The 17,411-nt window shown below is 67.9% G+C and carries 19 protein-coding genes; 12 read left to right on the top strand and 7 right to left on the bottom strand.

Features of this window, described 5'->3' with window-relative positions; all coding sequences use genetic code 11:
• Positions 1–34: 34 nt before the first annotated feature.
• Complete coding sequence (locus D7316_RS15195; protein ID WP_124708986.1) at positions 35–1,828, bottom strand: 13E12 repeat family protein; 1,794 nt, start codon at positions 1,826–1,828, stop codon at positions 35–37.
• A gap of 380 nt (positions 1,829–2,208) precedes the next feature.
• Positions 2,209–2,991, bottom strand: a complete 783-nt coding sequence (locus tag D7316_RS15190) for a sulfite exporter TauE/SafE family protein (protein WP_124708985.1) — start codon at positions 2,989–2,991, stop codon at positions 2,209–2,211.
• 72 nt (positions 2,992–3,063) lie between these two features.
• Here D7316_RS15190 and D7316_RS15185 point away from each other — a divergent pair, with 72 nt between their 5' ends.
• Both D7316_RS15185 and D7316_RS15180 read left to right on the top strand, forming a co-directional pair.
• Positions 3,064–3,486 (top strand): CoA-binding protein, encoded by a 423-nt coding sequence (locus D7316_RS15185; protein WP_124708984.1) that lies wholly within the window; start codon positions 3,064–3,066, stop codon positions 3,484–3,486.
• Between the two features lie 18 nt (positions 3,487–3,504).
• Complete coding sequence (locus D7316_RS15180) at positions 3,505–4,287, top strand: hypothetical protein (RefSeq protein ID WP_124708983.1); 783 nt, start codon at positions 3,505–3,507, stop codon at positions 4,285–4,287.
• Here D7316_RS15180 and D7316_RS15175 read toward each other — a convergent pair.
• Positions 4,272–5,183: a LysR family transcriptional regulator gene (locus D7316_RS15175; protein ID WP_124708982.1), complete on the bottom strand. Its 912-nt coding sequence runs from the start codon at positions 5,181–5,183 to the stop codon at positions 4,272–4,274. The genes D7316_RS15180 and D7316_RS15175 overlap by 16 nt on opposite strands.
• 98 nt (positions 5,184–5,281) lie before the next feature.
• Between D7316_RS15175 and D7316_RS15170 the strand changes: the two genes are divergently transcribed.
• The 5 genes from D7316_RS15170 to D7316_RS15150 all read left to right on the top strand — a co-directional run bounded on the left by D7316_RS15170 (position 5,282) and on the right by D7316_RS15150 (position 8,794).
• Entirely contained in the window at positions 5,282–5,659 is a 378-nt protein-coding gene (locus tag D7316_RS15170; RefSeq protein ID WP_124708981.1) for a YybH family protein, read from the top strand.
• 79 nt (positions 5,660–5,738) lie between these two features.
• On the top strand, positions 5,739–6,206 hold the full coding sequence (locus tag D7316_RS15165) for a MarR family winged helix-turn-helix transcriptional regulator (RefSeq protein ID WP_124708980.1): 468 nt from the start codon (positions 5,739–5,741) through the stop codon (positions 6,204–6,206).
• A 99-nt stretch (positions 6,207–6,305) separates the two neighbouring features.
• Complete coding sequence (locus D7316_RS15160; protein ID WP_124708979.1) at positions 6,306–6,836, top strand: hypothetical protein; 531 nt, start codon at positions 6,306–6,308, stop codon at positions 6,834–6,836.
• A gap of 73 nt (positions 6,837–6,909) precedes the next feature.
• Complete coding sequence (locus D7316_RS15155) at positions 6,910–7,389, top strand: hypothetical protein (RefSeq protein WP_124708978.1); 480 nt, start codon at positions 6,910–6,912, stop codon at positions 7,387–7,389.
• 25 nt (positions 7,390–7,414) lie between these two features.
• Positions 7,415–8,794 carry a ClC family H(+)/Cl(-) exchange transporter gene (locus D7316_RS15150; protein WP_232016924.1) on the top strand — a complete coding sequence of 460 codons (1,380 nt, stop codon included), beginning with the start codon at positions 7,415–7,417 and terminating at the stop codon, positions 8,792–8,794.
• Positions 8,795–8,809: 15 nt separating this feature from the next.
• On the opposite strand, the gene D7316_RS15145 is transcribed toward D7316_RS15150, so the two are convergent.
• The 3 genes from D7316_RS15145 to D7316_RS15130 all read right to left on the bottom strand — a co-directional run bounded on the left by D7316_RS15145 (position 8,810) and on the right by D7316_RS15130 (position 12,165).
• Positions 8,810–9,343, bottom strand: coding sequence for a DUF1697 domain-containing protein (locus D7316_RS15145; RefSeq protein ID WP_124708977.1), 534 nt, complete (start codon positions 9,341–9,343; stop codon positions 8,810–8,812).
• A gap of 329 nt (positions 9,344–9,672) precedes the next feature.
• Complete coding sequence (locus D7316_RS15135; RefSeq protein ID WP_124708975.1) at positions 9,673–10,935, bottom strand: DUF4185 domain-containing protein; 1,263 nt, start codon at positions 10,933–10,935, stop codon at positions 9,673–9,675.
• 105 nt (positions 10,936–11,040) lie between these two features.
• Positions 11,041–12,165, bottom strand: a complete 1,125-nt coding sequence (locus tag D7316_RS15130) for a citrate synthase (protein ID WP_124708974.1) — start codon at positions 12,163–12,165, stop codon at positions 11,041–11,043.
• 100 nt (positions 12,166–12,265) lie between these two features.
• Here D7316_RS15130 and D7316_RS15125 point away from each other — a divergent pair, with 100 nt between their 5' ends.
• Both D7316_RS15125 and D7316_RS15120 read left to right on the top strand, forming a co-directional pair.
• Positions 12,266–13,492, top strand: coding sequence for a citrate synthase (locus D7316_RS15125; RefSeq protein WP_124708973.1), 1,227 nt, complete (start codon positions 12,266–12,268; stop codon positions 13,490–13,492).
• Positions 13,493–13,511: 19 nt separating this feature from the next.
• Positions 13,512–14,249: a Pr6Pr family membrane protein gene (locus D7316_RS15120; RefSeq protein WP_124708972.1), complete on the top strand. Its 738-nt coding sequence runs from the start codon at positions 13,512–13,514 to the stop codon at positions 14,247–14,249.
• Here the strand turns inward: D7316_RS15120 and D7316_RS15115 are convergent, their stop codons facing one another.
• Entirely contained in the window at positions 14,250–15,020 is a 771-nt protein-coding gene (locus D7316_RS15115; protein WP_124708971.1) for a methyltransferase domain-containing protein, read from the bottom strand.
• A gap of 133 nt (positions 15,021–15,153) precedes the next feature.
• Between D7316_RS15115 and rnhA the strand changes: the two genes are divergently transcribed.
• From rnhA to D7316_RS15100, 3 genes are read left to right on the top strand one after another with little or no spacing between them, the layout of a single operon-like run.
• Positions 15,154–15,633 (top strand): ribonuclease HI, encoded by a 480-nt coding sequence (gene rnhA / locus D7316_RS15110; protein WP_124711367.1) that lies wholly within the window; start codon positions 15,154–15,156, stop codon positions 15,631–15,633.
• Complete coding sequence (locus D7316_RS15105) at positions 15,630–16,556, top strand: D-isomer specific 2-hydroxyacid dehydrogenase family protein (RefSeq protein WP_124708970.1); 927 nt, start codon at positions 15,630–15,632, stop codon at positions 16,554–16,556. Before rnhA ends, D7316_RS15105 begins: the two co-directional genes overlap by 4 nt.
• Before the next feature lie 56 nt (positions 16,557–16,612).
• The gene (locus tag D7316_RS15100) at positions 16,613–17,404 is read left to right on the top strand and encodes an SDR family oxidoreductase (protein WP_124708969.1); all 792 of its coding nucleotides are present in this window, start codon (positions 16,613–16,615) and stop codon (positions 17,402–17,404) included.
• The last annotated feature ends 7 nt before the right edge of the window (positions 17,405–17,411 follow it).

Raw genomic sequence — 17,411 nt, 5'->3', positions numbered from 1 at the left:
CTCCTACAGATGACGGAACTAAACCTGGGGTACTTCAGAGATGATCGAGCTCGCAGTCGTGGGAGGGTCTGCTGCACCACGGGTATCGACAGGTCAGATCCGTGTACAGGATGTGTCGGCGTAACCGCTGCGATGGGGTGTAGGTCAGTGCTCCCGGTGGTGGATGCTCGTATCCGCCGTGTCCGGTCGGATCGACCGGCGGCGCCGGTGGCGCCGGTGGGGCGGGGTCGTGGTCGCCGACGATGATCAGCCCGGAAGGGCGGCGGCGCTGCGCGTGGGTGGGTGCGGGGATGAGTGTCGACTTGTGCGCCAGGTTTGTGGCGAGGGCAGGGTCGATCGCCCCGTATCCGCGGAGTCGGGGGACCTCGGTGGTGGTGGGGTCGAGGAGCAGGGTCCAGGCGGGTGGGGATGGTGGTGCCGAATCGTCGCTCACCGCAGCGCCTTCGGTGACACGGGAGTCGTCGGCGGGCGCATCGTTCTCGCCGGAACCATCACCGTCGACGGGCGCAGCATCGTGACCGCGGGTTACGTCTGCGCCGCGACGATCGGTGTCACCGATGTCGCCGGCGTCGGATTCCGCCGGAACATGCTCGGCGCCATAGCCGTTCGCGTCGGGCGACTCTGTCGGCTCGACGGGAACCTCGGGAGTGTCCGGACGGTTCGGACCGCTCGGGCCCGTCGTGTCCGTCGTGTCCGTCGGGTCGCTCGGACCGCTCCGACCGCTCGGATCGCTCGGGCCGTTCGGACCGTTCGGGCCGCTCGGGCCGTTCGGGTCGTTGGGGTTGGGTGTGTCGGGGGTGGGGTTGTGGGGGCAGTCGGTGCGGCCGCAGCCGCAGGTCAGTGTTTTGCCGGGCACGCCGGTGATCTCGGCCAACGCCATCACCCGTTGTTGCCCGATGCGGCGCGGATCGCGGCGACACACTCGTGCGGCGATCAACGCGGCGATGCGTTGAGCGAGGTAGACGCCGTCTTCGGCGGGCACACACCCATCAATATTCATGTGCCCCGACGAGTCGGCGGTGACGGTCAGGTTTTGCCACGCCTGCCCGAACTCCTCACGCGCTTGTGCGGCACCCTCGGGATCGAGACTGATCACCGCCTCGGCCAACTGATCACGCAACACCGGATCGGTCGTCGCACGCGACCCCAACTCCAACGCCAGATCCTCAAACGTCCACGCCGACGACTCACCAGGGGCGGCGGGGTCGGCGGCGGGGTCGTGCCCGTCTGAGTCAGCGGCATCAGCCGGATCGACCGGTTCGTCGGGATCGACCGGATCAGCCGGATCGGCGGGGTCGTCACCGGTGCTCGGATCGACCGGATCATCGTGGTCGACCGGATCATCGTGGTCGAGGGGATCGCTGGGATCGGTGTCGGGGGTGTCGTCCGCATCCGACTCAGGCGGGTTTGTGCTCGGGTCGGTGATGATGCCTTCGGGTGCGGCTTGGGCGGCGTAGACCATGGTTGCCATTCGGGGGGTGCTGAACTCGCCGGCCAGATATCGCATCCGGATCTTGGGGAGTCGTTGCAGCGCTTCACCCAGGTTGAACCAGGAACCGGCTTTGGTGCGCGATAAGCCCAACGCCAACGAGACCTCCCCGACGGCGGCTTTGTCGGCGGTGTTGCGGGCCCGCATCTGCCCGGTGGCGTTCAGCGATACCAGCATGTCGTCATACACCGACTGCCCCAACCGGTACGCCGCGAGCAGGGCACGGGCTTCGTGTTGGCGGCTGACCCGTAGATGCTCACCCGCGGCCACCGCAGCGTCAGCTGCCGACGCGCAGGTGATCGCCGCATCCGCGGCGACAGGATCCGAACAAGAGAACACCAGCACAGGCCTTCACACTCGCGACCGACAGGGACACCCTCATCAACTGCCCGTCATCACACAGCGCACGCCCACACCACAACCAAACTCACCAACAGCATATTCAGCGGGTCCGACAGACACCGAAACCCAAACCCCCACCCCCGGGGGATCGGTTCGCAGTGTCGACGCATTCCGCGTGAACCGAAGACAGTCTCTCACCGGCCACCGACAGAAACAGAGTCCGGTGCGCGGGTGTGGTCTCGATACGCCCACTCGGCTAGCGCCTCGCGACCTACTCGACCAGCGGGAAGCCGGCGCCTCGCAAGCTACTCGACCACCGGGAAGTGGGCGCCTCGCGATCTACTCGACCAGCGGGGCGGGAAGCCCACCCCGGACACTCACGCGGTCAGAAGCCGCCACAAGCCGATGAGGCCGACCACGACGATCACGGCACGCAGCGCGGCCGGCGAGAGTCGCCGACCGTAGCGGGCGCCGATGACGCCGCCGAACAGCGAGCCGACGGCGATCAGTGCGGCGACCGTCCAGTTGATCCGGTCGAAGGCGACCAGCGTGTAGGTGACGGCTGCGACGACGTTGACCACCAGCGACAGCAGGTTCTTCGCCGCGTTCATCCGCTGGATGTTGTCCGGCACGATCACCCCGAGGACGCCCATCAGCAGAATGCCCTGCGCGGCAGTGAAGTAGCCGCCGTACACGCCGACCGCGAACGTGCCGGCCATCATCGCCGCGATCCGCGCCGGACTCAGCGACGGTGTCTCGCCCGTCGGCCCGACGGATCGATGGCCGACCCACTTCTGGATCCGCGGTTGCGCCACGACCAAGATCAACGCGGCGACCAACAGCACCGGCACGATCGCCTCGAACACCGTCTCGGGGAGGTGTAACAGCAGCCAGCACCCGAGAATCGCACCGACGAACGACGACGGGATCTGCCACCGCAGCTGCGGCCACTGACCTCGCAGCTCGCGACGATAGCCCCAGGTCCCGGACACGCCGCCGGCAACCAGGCCGATCGCGTTGGACATCGTGGCACTCACCGGCGGGACGCCGAACGCGACGAGGGTGGGGAAGGTGATGAGCGTGCCACTGCCGACCACGGCGTTGATGGCTCCCGCTCCGACGCCGGCGACGAGCACGGCGAGCAGTTCCCAGGTGGTCACTCCGTCGAGAGTGCCTTGTCGGCGATGCCGAGACGTCGGCGGGGTGGCGGACCCCGCCCTAGACTCGACCGCATGAGCACAACCGACGAGGTCGTCGAACAGATCCTGCGTACCTACGACACGATCACCGTTGTCGGTGCCAGCGCCAATCCGTCGAAGGCCGCCAACGAGGTGCCCGCCTATATGGCCGAGCACGGCTGGCGGATCATCCCGGTGAACCCGCATGCTGACGAGATCGTGGGCGAGAAGGTCTACCGCACCCTCGCCGATGTACCCGAGCAGGTCGGTCTGGTCGACGTGTTCCGGCCGTCCGAGGATGCGCCGGAGGTCGCGCGGCAGGCCGTGGCGGCGGGTGCGACCGCGCTCTGGCTGCAACTGGGTATCGAATCCGACGAGGCCCGCGCGATCGCCGAGGACGCAGGGTTGCTCTACGTCGAGGACCGTTGCCTGATCATCGAGCAACGCCGCACCGGCCTCACCGCGCCCAGGTCCTGACCCGCGCCGAGAATCGCAATGCGTATCGACATGGCCGACATCACCGGTGCGCGGCTGCCGTTGTTCCTGCTCTTCCTGTCCTTCGTGGTGACGTTTCTCGTCACACGTCTGATCACCCGGCTGATCCGCGCCGGCAAAGGCCCGTTCAAGAACAATGTGCGCGGCGGTGTGCACATCCACCACGCGGTTCCCGGCATCATCCTGACCGTCGGCGGAGCCTTCGTGTCGGTAGCCGTCAACGGGTCGTCGCCGGGCGCGGAGATCAGTGCCGTGTTCATCGGCATCGGGACGTCGCTGGTGCTCGACGAGTTCGCGCTCATCCTGCACATGCAGGACGTCTACTGGGCGAGGGAGGGACAACTCTCGGTGCAGGTCGTCTGCCTCACCATCGCCGCACTGGGATTGTCGGTACTCGGGGTCAACCCGCTGCAGTCCGATGACAGCGACAAGGTCTCGATCGGACCCCTGGTGCTGTCGGTGAACCTGCCGATCGCCATTGCCTGCCTGCTGATCTGCGTTGCGAAGGGCAAGTACTCGACGGCGGCCATCGGCGCCTTCATCGCGCCCGTCGCCTGGATCGGCGCGATACGGCTCGCACGCCCGCGGTCGCGGTGGGCACGCAAGCGCTACTCGCCGGAGAAGCTCGCCCGCGCCACGCAACGAGCGACGACGTTCGACGCCCGCTACGGATCATGGGGACTCGACGTCGAGGACCTCGTCGCGGGCCGGCCGACCGGCCCGGATCAGGTTGCCGCAGGCACGGATCAGGGCGCCTCCGGCGCGGTTCAGGACACGGCCTGATCGACCGGGGCACGCGAGGTGACGGGGACGTCGAACCCGAACTCCGTGCGGGCGAGGTCGAGGAAGGACTGCACCGCAGGACCGGCGGGGGCGCGCCACACGAACCCCAGTGACGCCGGATCGTCCACCCCGCGGATCGGACGGCCGACCACGACGTCGGCGCGGTCGGCGACGATGGACTCGCTGAGCACGCCGATACCCAGGCCGCCGGCGACGAGTTCGACGACCGCATCCGGTGACGACGCCTCCAACGACATTCTCAGGTCACCCGCGCCGCGGTCGAATGCGGTTCGGATGCCGGCACCGCGCGGCAGGCCCACCAACGGTTCCTTACCCAGATCGCGAAGGGACACAGTATTTTTCGAGCACAGTCGATGGCCGATCGGCAAGGCCGCGACCACCCGTTCACGCACGACGCACAGTTCGTCCACGCCGTCGGGCAGATCGCCGGCGTACCCCGTGAGCGCGACATCGATCTCGCCGCGCAGCACGCGACCGACGAGCCCGTCCGACGCCCCTTCGATCAGTGACAGGCCGACGCCGGGATGGCGGTCGCGGAACCGGCCGAGCGTGGCGAACAGCGGCCGGACCGTGCACCCGTCGACCATCCCCACCGACAGGTTGCCGCGCAACACCTGGTTGACGTCGGCCACCGCCTGTCTCACCGACTCGGCCGCCGCGAGCGCATCGCGAGCGGCCGGCAGTGCGGCACGACCGGCTTCGGTCAGGTTCACCCGCCGGCCGGACCGGTCGAACAGAGTGGCGCCGAGTTCGCGTTCGAGGGCGCGGACCTGTGCGCTGATGTTGGGCTGGGTGGTCTGCACGCGCGCCGCGGCGGTCGTGAAACCGGATTCGGCGGCGACCGCGACGAAGTACTCGAGCTGACGCAATTCCATAAGCAAGAATGATAGTACTGATAGATAAGATCAGTTGGACTTCTTCGTCGATCGGCGCGACGGTGGATACACGACCACCGGAGATCCAGGAGGAGACAATGTCCGAGAACCACACCCCCGACAGGGCCACCACTCCCGAGGACATCACCCGACTCTTCGTCGAGTTCTCGAACGCCGGCGATGCCGACGCGGTGGCCTCGCTCTATCACCCGGACGCCGTGATGGCCTATCCACCCGGCGAGGTCACGCGAGGCCGTGCGGCGATCCGCGAACTGTGGGCATCGGTGTTGGCCCACAACCCGACATTCGTCGCGGAAACCCCACTGCCGACGCTGTTCTTCGGCGATGACCTGGCGCTGACCTCCACACCGCCTCGCGACGGTGCCGGGGCGCGCGCACAGGTCGTCGCCCGCCGGGACGACGGATCCTGGGTGCGGATCATCGACCAACCAGAGTTCCAGACGCCGAGCAGCTGAGGCGGCGGGAGCGAAACGATCGCGCACGATCGAACACCTCTAGACTCTGAGTAGTACGTGCGGTCGAGAGGAGAGGCGAATGAGCGACGGAGCGACGATCGACGAGAATCCGTTGCTGCTCGAACGTCAGGTGTGCTTCGCCCTCGCCGTCGCCAACCGCTCGGTCCTCAAGATCTATCGCCGACTCCTCGAACCGCTCGGCCTGACACATCCGCAATACCTCGTGATGCTGGCCCTGTGGGAGACCTCGCCGCGTGCCGTCAAGGAGATCGGTCATGTGCTGCAACTCGATTCGGCCACGTTGTCGCCGTTGTTGAAGCGGCTCGAGGCGGCCGGCCTGGTGGTCCGCAGCCGTCGCGGCGACGATGAACGCAACGTCGACATCGCGCTGACCGATGCAGGGCGCGAACTGCGCACCCAGGCGCTCGACATCCCGCCGGCCGTGGTGGCCGCGCTCGGGGTGGACATGTCTGACCTCGAAGAACTGCACTCGGTGCTGACCCGGGTCAACGCGGCAGCGTTGCGCGCGGAGTCCGCCGAACCGTGACCGGACCGAGTCGAATCGTCGTCGAGAGATCTCCCGCGGGCAGGCCGGCGGTGTTAGCGTCGAAGTAGTTGTCGTCGGGTCGCCCCGAGGAGGCGAATCATGAACAACTCTCGATGCCGAGCCCTGCTCATCACGGTCGGCGTGCTGCTCGCGACGGTGCTCGCCGCGGGATCGGTGGCCGACGCCCAGATCGACATCAAACGTGGTCAGACCGGTCAGGTGCTGCTGGCGAAGCAGGCCGATTGCCGCGTCTCACCCAACGGACTCACCGCGCGGGACACCGGATTCACGGTTCTGTCACCGAGAGCAGGCGCCAACATCCGCACTCGGGTGGTGCGCCTGATCAACGGGCGCTCGGTGCCGCTCGCGGGCACCAGATGGTCAGGCTGGCAACAGGTCCTGCCGAGCAAGCCGGTGCAGTTCGGTGGCGCGAGTGTGTGGACCGGCAATCGGCGGGCACGTCTCGAAGTGGGTCATCTCGTCGAATTCTGGGGCCTGCGAGGCGGATTCCTCGGTGCGACGTTGGCAGTGCAGAACCGCTACCTGACCACCAGCAGCAGTCTGCCGGACCTGGGGTCGCTCGGCCCGTGGCTGCCGGTGCAGCGCTACTGCCAGGTGCCACGTCGCTGACCGGTCACGCGGAGGGCGGCGGCTAAGGTCGAGGCATGGCACAGCCGACAATCGCAGAGACGAGGTGACCGGCGTGATCGCAATCATCGTCATCGTGGTCACCATCGTGGTGGCGCTGTTCATCCTGGGCGGCGCGGCATGGTTCGCCTGGGATTCGGACAAGCGGGTGAAGAAGTTCGCGCGTTCGACCGACCTCGTCCCCGGCAAGCCGGGGCGCGCGCCCGCCGATTGGACGACCGCGACGTCGAAGGAAGCCCTGCTCCATCAGCGAATCCGCTACGCGATCGCCGATGTGCATGCCAATCCGGCCATCCCACACGACCCGGACGTCGTCGCCGTGCGTGATCGCCTCGACGACGCCGTCTTCGACCTCGACGACAAACTGATCGCCGTGGCCGAGATGTCCGAGGGCGAGGAGAAGGTCGCCCGCCTGTCGTCGGCGGAGGCGGCCGTACGGGTCCTCGAGGAACTCCCCAAGAAACTGTGGGAGGCGCCGAAAGAGGTCCAGATCGACGACATCGAGAAGGTGACGTCGGCGCTCACGCGCGCATGACCGCGCACCGTGAAGGGCGCCGACGGTGACCGACGAGGCCGGCGGTCCCGTCGATGAGCCGTCCGCTCACGCCGGGGTCACCGACGACATCCTCACCGGCCACACCCTGTGGGTCATCCTCGTGCTCGCTGCGCTCGCGGGCGCCGTCGCCGGCTTCGTGGGTGGGGCGTTCCGCTGGCTCCTCGAACACATGGATCGGTGGCGGGCCGACATCGTGGACTGGGCGCACGCCCATTCGGCGTGGGGCTGGATCATCCCGATCGTCATCTCCGCCCTGGCAGCCGCGGCGGCCGCCGCGATCGCACGATGGCAGCCATTGGCGGCCGGCAGCGGAATCCAGCACGTCGAGGCAGTCGACCGCGGCGAATCGGATCCGCCACCGCTGTCGGTGGTTCCGGCACGATTCGTCGGCGGGCTGCTCTCGGTGGGGCTGGCCGGGATGGTGCTCGGTCGCGAAGGACCCACGGTCCACATGGCGGCCGCGATCGGTGCCGCCGCCGGGCGATTCGCACGGCTCGCCCAGAACGAGATCAGACTGCTGCAGACCGTGCTGTCCGGCACCGGTCTGGCCGTTGCCTTCAATGCCCCGATCAGCGCGGTGTTCTTCATCTTCGAGGAGGTGACGAAGACCTTTCGGACGCGTGAGGCGATCGTGACGATGGTCGCGGTGGCCATCGGGGTCGGCGCGAGTCGACTGGTCCTGGGGAACGAGCGGGACTTCACCGACGTGGTCTCGGTCGACACCCCCTCGCTGACCACGCTCCCGATCTTCGCCGTCTTCGGTGTCGTCGTCGGGGTGCTCGGCGTGTACTACAACAAGCTGATCCTGCTGTGCCTCGACGGTTTCGACATGATCCGCCGGGTACCGGCAACGGTGAAGGCAGGTGTCATCGGTGGGGTCGTGGGTCTGCTGCTCTTCGCCGAGCCGGTCGTCGTCGGCGGCGGCGACTCGGTCGCCGATCTCATCCTGGCCGGCCAGCGCTTCGCACTGCCGATCGTCATCCTCTATGTCGCGGTGCGTTTCGTCGCGGGTCCGGTGTCCTACGCCGCAGGCACCCCGGGCGGAATCTTCGCACCGATCCTGGCGCTGGGCGCCCTGATGGGGCTCATCGCGGGTCGGATCACCGAGGTCGTGGTGCCGGGATTGCACACGGATCTGACCATCGCGTTCGCGCTCGTCGGGATGTCGACGCTGTTCGCCGCGATCGTCCGGGCGCCGTTCACCGGATTGGTGCTCGTCATCGAGATGACCGCGATCACCACCGTCACGATTCCGATGCTGATGGCTGGGGCGATGGCGGTCGTGGTGGCCTCGTTGCTGCGTTCGCAGCCGATCTACGACGCGCTTCGGGTCCGGATGCTGCAGCGGCAGCAGGCCGCCGATGACCCGCCGACGTCGACCTGACCGACCACGTTCTCCTCAGGTGTCGGCGTCGGCGAGGTCGATCAACTTGCGGATCGTGGTGAGATTGCGCCCGGTGCCTTGCACGCCAAGACCTTTGGCGATGACGGGGGCGGTCAGCTTGGACACCCCGGCGCCACCGGCGTAGCGGATGTGCAGATCCTTCCCGATGACCTGCAGTTCGTCGTCGCCGAAGTCGCGCGTCGCGAAGTCGGTGACCTTGGCGGCGGCGGGTTTTCCGGTGAGGCAGTAGACGTAGGAGAACCGCGGTTCGACGACGTCGAACGGATGGGCCTGCAGCGCGGTCGCAAGCTCGTCCCGGGAACGACTGATGACCTCACGCTCATACCCGAACCGTTCGGTGATGGCGGCCTCGAGGGCACGATCGAATGTGCCTGGCGCGCCCGGGGGTTCACACAACAGATTGCCCGATGCGATGTAGGTGGACACGTCGGTGGCGCCGAGTTCCTCGGCCATGGCACGCAGATCTGCCATGGGGAGCTTGGCGCCGCCGACGTTGATCGCCCGGATCAGCACGATTCGTCGCGGCAACGTTCTCCTCGTTCGTCGAGTGCTGTGCGCCGGGTCAGATGACCGTCGGCCGCGGCGGCGGATCGGGCTGGGGTGGAACGGGATTCGGACTCGGCTGACCGGGCTGCGGAATCGGCTCCGGCTCCGGTACGGGAATGGGCGGCTCGGGTGGCGGCTCCGGGATGGGTTCCGGCGCGGGCACAGGTTCCGGAGGCGGCGGTGGGGGTGGGACCGGCTGACTCATTGATCACTCCTCACTGAGCGTGGCGCTCGTGCGTGGTGCGGATCGATCCTCTACCCGACGTTACGCCGCTGATCGGGGTGGCCGCGCGAAATCATCGGTCCGCAGGTCAGCGGACCTTCGCCAAATCCGTCTTGATCAGCATCACGTTGTAGTCGTCCCAGCGTGACGCGACGAAGTAGAGGTTCTGACCGGTCGATCGCGGGTGGATGTAGGGCGCATACAGGCCTTGAGTCTGCGCGGCCGGGACGATCACCTTGGCGCCACTCCACGGCCCGACCGGTGTCGGCGAGGTGCGCAGCATGATGCTGCCGGCGTTCTCGGTCAGCATCACGTACTTGCCGAGATAGTTGTTGTAGGCCACCGACATCTCGCTGACCGGCTGGCGCACGATGGGCGCGGCGTCGACCGGGCGCGGCGACCATGCCCCGCCCCCGCGGTAGTACTCGTAGCTGTTCAGATTCAGGATGCCTGCGGGCCGCACGCGCGAGATGAAGGCGGCACCGAATCTCCCGTTGGGCGTGCCGTACTGGTAGATGTAGCCGCCGGACCGCAGGAACGCGCCCATCTGGAATCGGCCGTGGCCCTGGGCGATCTGACTGACACCGGGCACGGTCAGTTCGAGATTCGCCCGGATGGTGCTGTTGTCGGTCGCCCAGGTCTGCCCGTTGTCGCGGGAGACGGCGATCGCCGAGTAGTTCGTCACCCACCGGCCTGGTCCGGCCCATTTGTGGATCGACATGTAGCTCATGAACTGCACGCCGTTGATCGAGATGCCGCCGGTCGGGATCTTGCCCACCTCGGTGTTGCGGACCGCGATCGCGTTGAGCATCGGCTGCGCGAACGTCGGATGCTGCGGGGTGACCGAGGCGCCCGAGCGGATCGAACCCGGAATGGCGTTCGGGAAGGTGATCCCCTTGTCGAGGTTCGCGGCGCCGTTGCTGCGCAGCATCGTGTTGTGGCGCCACACCATCTGCCCGGCGCATTTGCCCCAGGTGTCGCCGAATGCCATCAGCACCTGGCCGGAACCGTTGTCCCACGGCACGCCGACATCGGTGGAGGTGATGGAGAACCGCCGGTCGGTGCGGTTGGGGCTGCGTGGTCCGGTGACCCACTGGATCGCCGTGCTCGCCCCGCGCAGCTTGACCAGCGGACCCTGTGGCTTCTTGCCATCGGCACGGTAGCTGCCGAAGTCCATACTGCCGAGGCCGATGTCGCTGGACCCGGAACTGCCGGTGCTGCCGACGTCGCCGCCGTGGAACCCGACCGCGCTGCAGATCGACGCGTGCGCCGGGGCGGACACGAGCGCAGTGCCGGTGACGGCGAGCGCGGCGACGGTTGCGCCGGTGACGAGCATGCGCCATCTGGACATGGGTGGACCCCCTGCGGACCTGGACAGTGTTGCCAGTGTTGCAGAAGCGGTCGAATGTCCACAGGTTGTGGTCCGAACCGAGATGCAGGCGTTACCCGGACACCGTCAATGCGGTGCCGGACCGACATATCTCGCCCGGGGCCGGATGATCTTGCGCGACTGCGCCTGCTCGGCGATGTTCGCGCACCATCCGACGACCCGGCTCACCGCGAAGGTCGGCGTGAACATGGATCGCGGGATGCCGCACGCGTCCATCACCACCCCGGCGTAGAACTCGACGTTGGCGTAACGCGGCTGATCGGGGTGGGCCTCACGCAGCACCTCGACGACCTGCCGCTCGACGTCGACGGCCTGGTCGACGGTGGGACCGCCCAACTCGATCGCGATGGACCGCAGCAGCTCCGATCGCGGATCGACGGTCCGGTAGACGGCGTGGCCGAAACCCATGATCCGACGATGGGCGGCGACCTGCTCGCGAGCCCAGACGGTGGCATCCCCGTGTCGTCGGATCTCGTCCAGCGACTCGAGCGCACGGTCGGGCGCCCCACCATGCAGTGGTCCGGAGAAGGCGCCGATCGCCCCGCAGACCGCCGCATAGATGTCGGCGCCGGTGGACGCGATCACCCGGGCGGTGAAGGTGGACGCGTTGAATCCGTGGTCGACGGTGGCGATCAGGTACTGCTCCACGGCGCGGACGTGCACCGGGTCGGGCAGGTGGCCGGTGACCTGATGGAGCCAGTTTGCCGCGACCGAGAGGTCGGGATCGGGTGCGATCGGTTCCTCGCCCATCCGGATCCGGTGCAGCGCGGCCAGGATCGTCGGCGTGAGTGCGGCCACCCGCAGGGACTCGCGGCGGATGGTCTCCGGCGCACTGTCCCAGAGCGGTGCGACATGTGTGGCCGGACCGGCCGCCGACAGCACGGTACGCAGGCCGGCGAGGGTGTCCCGCTCGTCGCCGAGCAGGGCGACGGTACGCAACAGGCCACCGAGTTCGTCCGGCAGATCACCCAATCGGGCGGTGACGGAACGGAATTCGTCGAGCTGCGCGGAATCGGGCAGTCCGCCGTGGACGAAGAGATGCCAGACCTCCTCGAAGGTCCGGGTCCGTGCGAGGTCGACGGCCGAGTGCTCGCGGTAGTGATAGAACCCTTCGTCGCCTCGTACATCACCGATCTCGGTGGCCGCGACGACGACGTTCGCCAGTCCTTCCGGCGCGATCAGCTGGTCCATCTCGACTCCTCGTTCACATTCGGCCCCAACCGGTTCGGTGAGCCGCTCCTCCACGATGCGCGATGTTGAACCAGCCGGTCAATGTTGATTTCATCAACATATGGCCCGAGCGCACACCCGACGTTTCCCGAAGCCGATCCACCACGACGGCCGTGACTATCTGCGGACCGATCAGGTCGCGCGGCTGCTCGGGGTGAAGGTCGCCACCGTGTACGCCTATGTCAGCCGGGGACGGATGACGAGCGTGCGGATCGATGGTGTCGACGGAAGTGTGTTCGCCGTCGACGAGGTCGAGGCGATCGTCGCGGGCCGGCCACGGCGGGCGCCCGCGGGGGTCGTCGAGCGCATCCACACACGATTGACCCTCCTGCACGACGACCGCCTCTTCTTTCGCGGACGCGACGCGGTCGACCTGGCGGGTCGGTCGAGCTTCGAAGAGGTGGCGAATCTCTTGTGGGACAGCGACATCTCGTGGCTGTCGGCGCCAACCGACGCCTCGGTGCGCACCGCGATCCGGGCGGCGGGCGGACCGCACGCGCGCGGACTCGACCTCATCCGGCTGACCGTGGACGTCCTCGGTGCGCGGGACCAGGGCCGTCATCAGCGCGACCCGTCGACGGTCGCGGTCACGGCATCGACCGTCATCGCCGCCGCGGTCGACGTACTGGGCGACGGTGACGACCCGGGGACGGCATCGATCGCCGCGCGACTGTGGCCGTGCCTGACGACCGAGCCACCCACCGCACGAAAGGTCGCGGTGCTGGGTGCGGCGTTGATCCTGCTCGCCGATCACGACCTCTCGGCCGGCGCAATTGCCGCCCGGGTCGCGGCGAGCGCGCGCGGGAGCGTCTATGCGGTTCTCGGCGCGGGCCTCGGCGCATTCGACGGTCCGGTGCACGGGGGAGCGACCACCCTGGCCCACCGATTCCTCGAGGGCGCACTCGCCGATCCGGCGGCGGCCGTCGCCGAACAGCTCTACCTGGGCAACCCCATCCCGGGGACCGGCCACGTGGTGTATCGAGACCACGATCCCCGCGCCGAGTTCCTCGTGGAGATGCTCCGTCGATCCGGCGGCGGCGACCGACGGGTGCTGCCCGCCGTCGACGAGATCCGGCGCCGGCTGAGCGGGACGTCGTTCATCAACTCCGACCTCGCACTGGCGGCAATCGCCCTGCGCTACCGGATGCGGCCCGATGCTGCGGAGACGATCTTCGCGCTGGCCCGCATGGTCGGCTGGGTCGCGCACGCGATCGAGGAGTTCGGCGAACGGCAACTGCGGTTCCGACCCGAGGGGGTCTACACCGGGATCCGGCCCGGAACCCGATGACCTGTCGAACAATGGGGTGATGACCTCCGGACGGGATCGACCAGGCACCGAGGAGCCCGGCCAGGCGGGCCGAATGGCCGCGAGCCGCGGGTGGTACGCCGCGATCGCGGCCGTCATCGCGCTCTCGCTGGGTATCCAGCTCTGGCTGATCGTGACCGGTGGCGCGGACGCCAACTCGGGCGAGACGGGTGAGGCCATCAGCATTCCCGTGCGCCTGTGGCGGCTGTTCAGCTACTTCACCGTGGACAGCAACATCGTGGTGCTCATCGTGAGTGTGCTGTTCATCATCGATCCGCTCCGGCGCGGATCACTGTGGGGGATCGCCTGGCTGAACGCACTGCTCGCCATCACGATCACCGGCATCGTGTTCGAGGTCGTCCTCTCCACCCAGGTGCATCTGACCGGTGCCGCCCAGATCGCCAACCTCGGGTTCCACTACTTCTCACCGTGGGCGTTCGTGCTCGCATGGCTCGTCTTCGGCCCGCGCCCGACGTTCACCTTCTCGACCGTTCCCGGCGCGTTCGTCCTGCCGGTCATCTGGCTCGTCTACATCTTCGTCCAGGGTGCCTTCACGGACTGGTACCCGTATCCGTTCCTCGACGTCACCGACGTCGGGTACGGACGCGCGCTGCTGAACGCGCTGCTCGTGGTGGTGCTCGGGCTGGTGTTGGCGGTGGCCTATGTGGTCCTCGACGCCCGGATGCCGTCGGTGCTGCGACGTCGGCCGGAGCGCGTCAGCGCGAACGCGCCACGGTGATCACGACGACGGCGCGGCCACCGCGAAGGTCCGCCGGAACGGCAGCACCGTGCCCCATGACTTCGCCGGATAGGCCTGCCTCAGCCGTTCCTTGAGCTCGTCGACGAAGGTCTCCCGGTCGGAGTCCTCGAGGGCCAGGAGATACGGGCGCGCCGCCGTCCCGGAGATCCAGTCGTAGACGGGATCGTCGCCGTGCAACACATGCATGTAGGTCGTCGACCACGCGTTGGTCGAGAATCCCCGTTCGGTGAAGAAGGCCAGGTACTCCGCGGCGCCGAGGCTCGAGATCCGGCGCACGTCGTGCAGCCGATCGGCGAACCGCGGGTCCTCGGCGAGCTCGGCGAGCGACCGGTGCGTGGCGGAGTCGCTGTTGTCGGGTACCTGCAGCGCGAAGACCCCGCCCTCGTTGAGATGGCCGAGCAACCTGTCGATGACGCTGAACTGGTCGGGCACCCACTGGAACATCGCATTGGAGACGATCAGGTCGACGGGCATGTCCGGCGTCCACTCGGCGGCGTCGGCGATGTCGTAGTTGGCCAGCGCATCGGTGTTCTCCCGGATGGCCTGATCGATCATGGTGGGCGACGAGTCGATCCCCAGGACCTGCGCCTCGGGCCAGAGTGCGCGCAGATGGCGGGTGAGATGGCCTGGACCGCAACCGAGATCGATGATCGTCGACGGTGACGTCGGGATCTGCGCGATGAGGTCGAGATACGGTCGGGCACGGGCGTCGGAGAATTGCAGGTAGCGGTCCGGGTCCCAGGTCTGCATGCGTCCACCCTAGTGTCCGATACAGGTTCGCGGCAGGGCTGCGCGCACACCGCGGGACCGTTCGCGGCGATCGGGGTGCAGTACCCTTCGTTGCGTGACGGACGCTGCCTTCGACGACCCGAAGATCGACATCGTGACCCACGCGGGGGCGCCGGAGGGGGCCACCACCGACGTCGTGGAGATCTCGACCGACGGCGCGTGCCTGGGCAATCCGGGTCCCGGCGGCTGGGGCGCGGTGCTGCGCTACCGGGACAAGGAGAAGCGGATCTCCGGCTCGGACCCGGACACCACGAACAACAAGATGGAGCTGACCGGCGCCATCGAGGGCCTTGCGGCACTGACGAAGCCGTCGACCGTGATCCTGTACACCGACTCGAGTTATGTGCGCAACGGCATCATGAAGTGGGTCGCCGGCTGGCAGCGCAACGGCTGGAAGACCGCCGACAAGAAGCCGGTGAAGAACGCGGATCTGTGGCGTCGCCTCATCGACGAGGAGAAGCGGCACGAGGTCACCTGGAAATGGGTGAAGGGGCACGCGGGCGACCACTACAACGAGATCGCCGACGAATTGGCCACCACCGCCGCACGCGAGATCGCCGGGTCGCGGCGATGAGCGATCCCGCTGCCGCTGCACTGCCCGTCGCCATCGAACCGAATCACGACGAGCACCTGGTCGCCGCGGTCGAAGAGGCCGGCGGACGGGTCGTCGGGTTGGACGAGGCGCGCGTGCTGGTGTGGATCGGCATCGTCGACGACTTCCCCGAGTTGCCCGACCACATCGAGTGGGTGGCCCTCAAGACGGCGGGTATCGAGGAGTACGTCTCGGCGGGGATCATCGATGACCGGCGCCGGTGGACCAACGCGTCCGGCTTCTACGCGGAGAACGTCGCCGAACATGCGTTGGCGCTGCTGCTCGCCGGCCTGCGGCAGATCAACACTGCCGTGCTGCGGCACTGGGACAAGCAGCCCATCGACACCGCGGTGCGGTCGCTCCACGGCTCGACCGTGGCCATCATCGGTGCCGGCGGCATCGCGGCATCGCTGATCCCGCGGCTGACCGCGAGCGGTGCGCGGGTCATCGCGGTGAACCGCTCCGGCCGGCCCGTCGAGGGTGCCGCCCTGACCGTGCCGTCGGAACGGCTCGCCGAGGTGTGGGAGCAGACGGATCATGTGGTGCTGGCCGCCCCGGCGACGGCCGAGACGCGTCACCTCATCAACGCCGACTCCCTCGCCGCACTGCCGTCCCATGCCTGGATCGTCAACGTCGCGCGCGGACCCCTCATCGATCAGACATCGCTGGTGACCGCACTCCGTGAGGGTGGAATCGCGGGTGCGGCCCTCGACGTCACCGATCCGGAACCGCCCGCCGGCGACGACCCGCTCTGGTCGATGCCGAATGTCATCATCACGCCGCACGTCGCGAACCCGTCGTCGGGGCTCACGCGCACCATGGCGCCGTGGCTCGCGAAGAACATCCGGCACTTCGTGGCCGGCGAGGAGCTGATCGCGGTCGTGACGGCGGGCAGCGCCTACTGAGGCAACCTTTCTAGAACGTGTTCCAGTTTTGCCGAATCGATGGCATGCTCGACTGCGTGATCCTCGACAGATTCCGTATTGACGACAAGGTGGCCGTGGTGACCGGCGCGGGCCGCGGGTTGGGGGCGGCCATCGCCGTCGCGTTCGCCGAGGCGGGTGCCGACGTGGTGATCTCGGCGCGCAGCGAGACCGAACTCGACAAGGTCGCCGCCCGCATCCGGGAGGCGGGTCGTCGCGCCAAGGTGGTGGTCGCCGACCTCAGCGACCTCGATGCCGTGGCCGGCCTGGCCCAGGCCGCCGTCGACGAGTTCGGCCGACTCGACATCGTCGTGAACAACGTCGGCGGGGCGTTGCCGCGTCCGTTGCTCGACACCAAGCCGAAACACCTCACCGCGGCGTTCGACTTCAACGTCACCACCGCGCATGCACTGGTGGTGGCGTCGGTGCCGCACCTGCTGGCCAACGACGACGGCGGCTCGATCATCAACATCACCTCGACGGTCGGCCGATTGCCCGGCCGTGCGTTTGCCGCATACGGCACCGCGAAGGCCGCGCTCGCGCACTACACCAAGGTCGCGGCGATGGATCTGAACCCGCGGATCCGCGTCAACGGCATCGCGCCGGGGTCGATCCTGACGTCGGCGCTCGAGATCGTCGCGGGCGACGACGGCATGCGGTCGGCGGTGGAGGATGCGACACCGCTGCACCGACTCGGCGATCCGGACGACATCGCCGCCGCAGCGCTCTATCTCGCCTCGGCGGCCGGCTCGTACGTCACCGGTAAGGTGCTCGAGGTCGACGGCGGGATCATCGCACCGAATCTGGACCTGCCGATCCCGGATCTGTAGGGGTCAC

This window comes from Gordonia insulae (assembly GCF_003855095.1).
GTDB classification, from domain to species: domain Bacteria; phylum Actinomycetota; class Actinomycetes; order Mycobacteriales; family Mycobacteriaceae; genus Gordonia; species Gordonia insulae.
The sequence above is the reverse complement of the archived record's forward strand: the minus strand, read 5'-3'. Positions and strand labels throughout refer to the sequence as shown.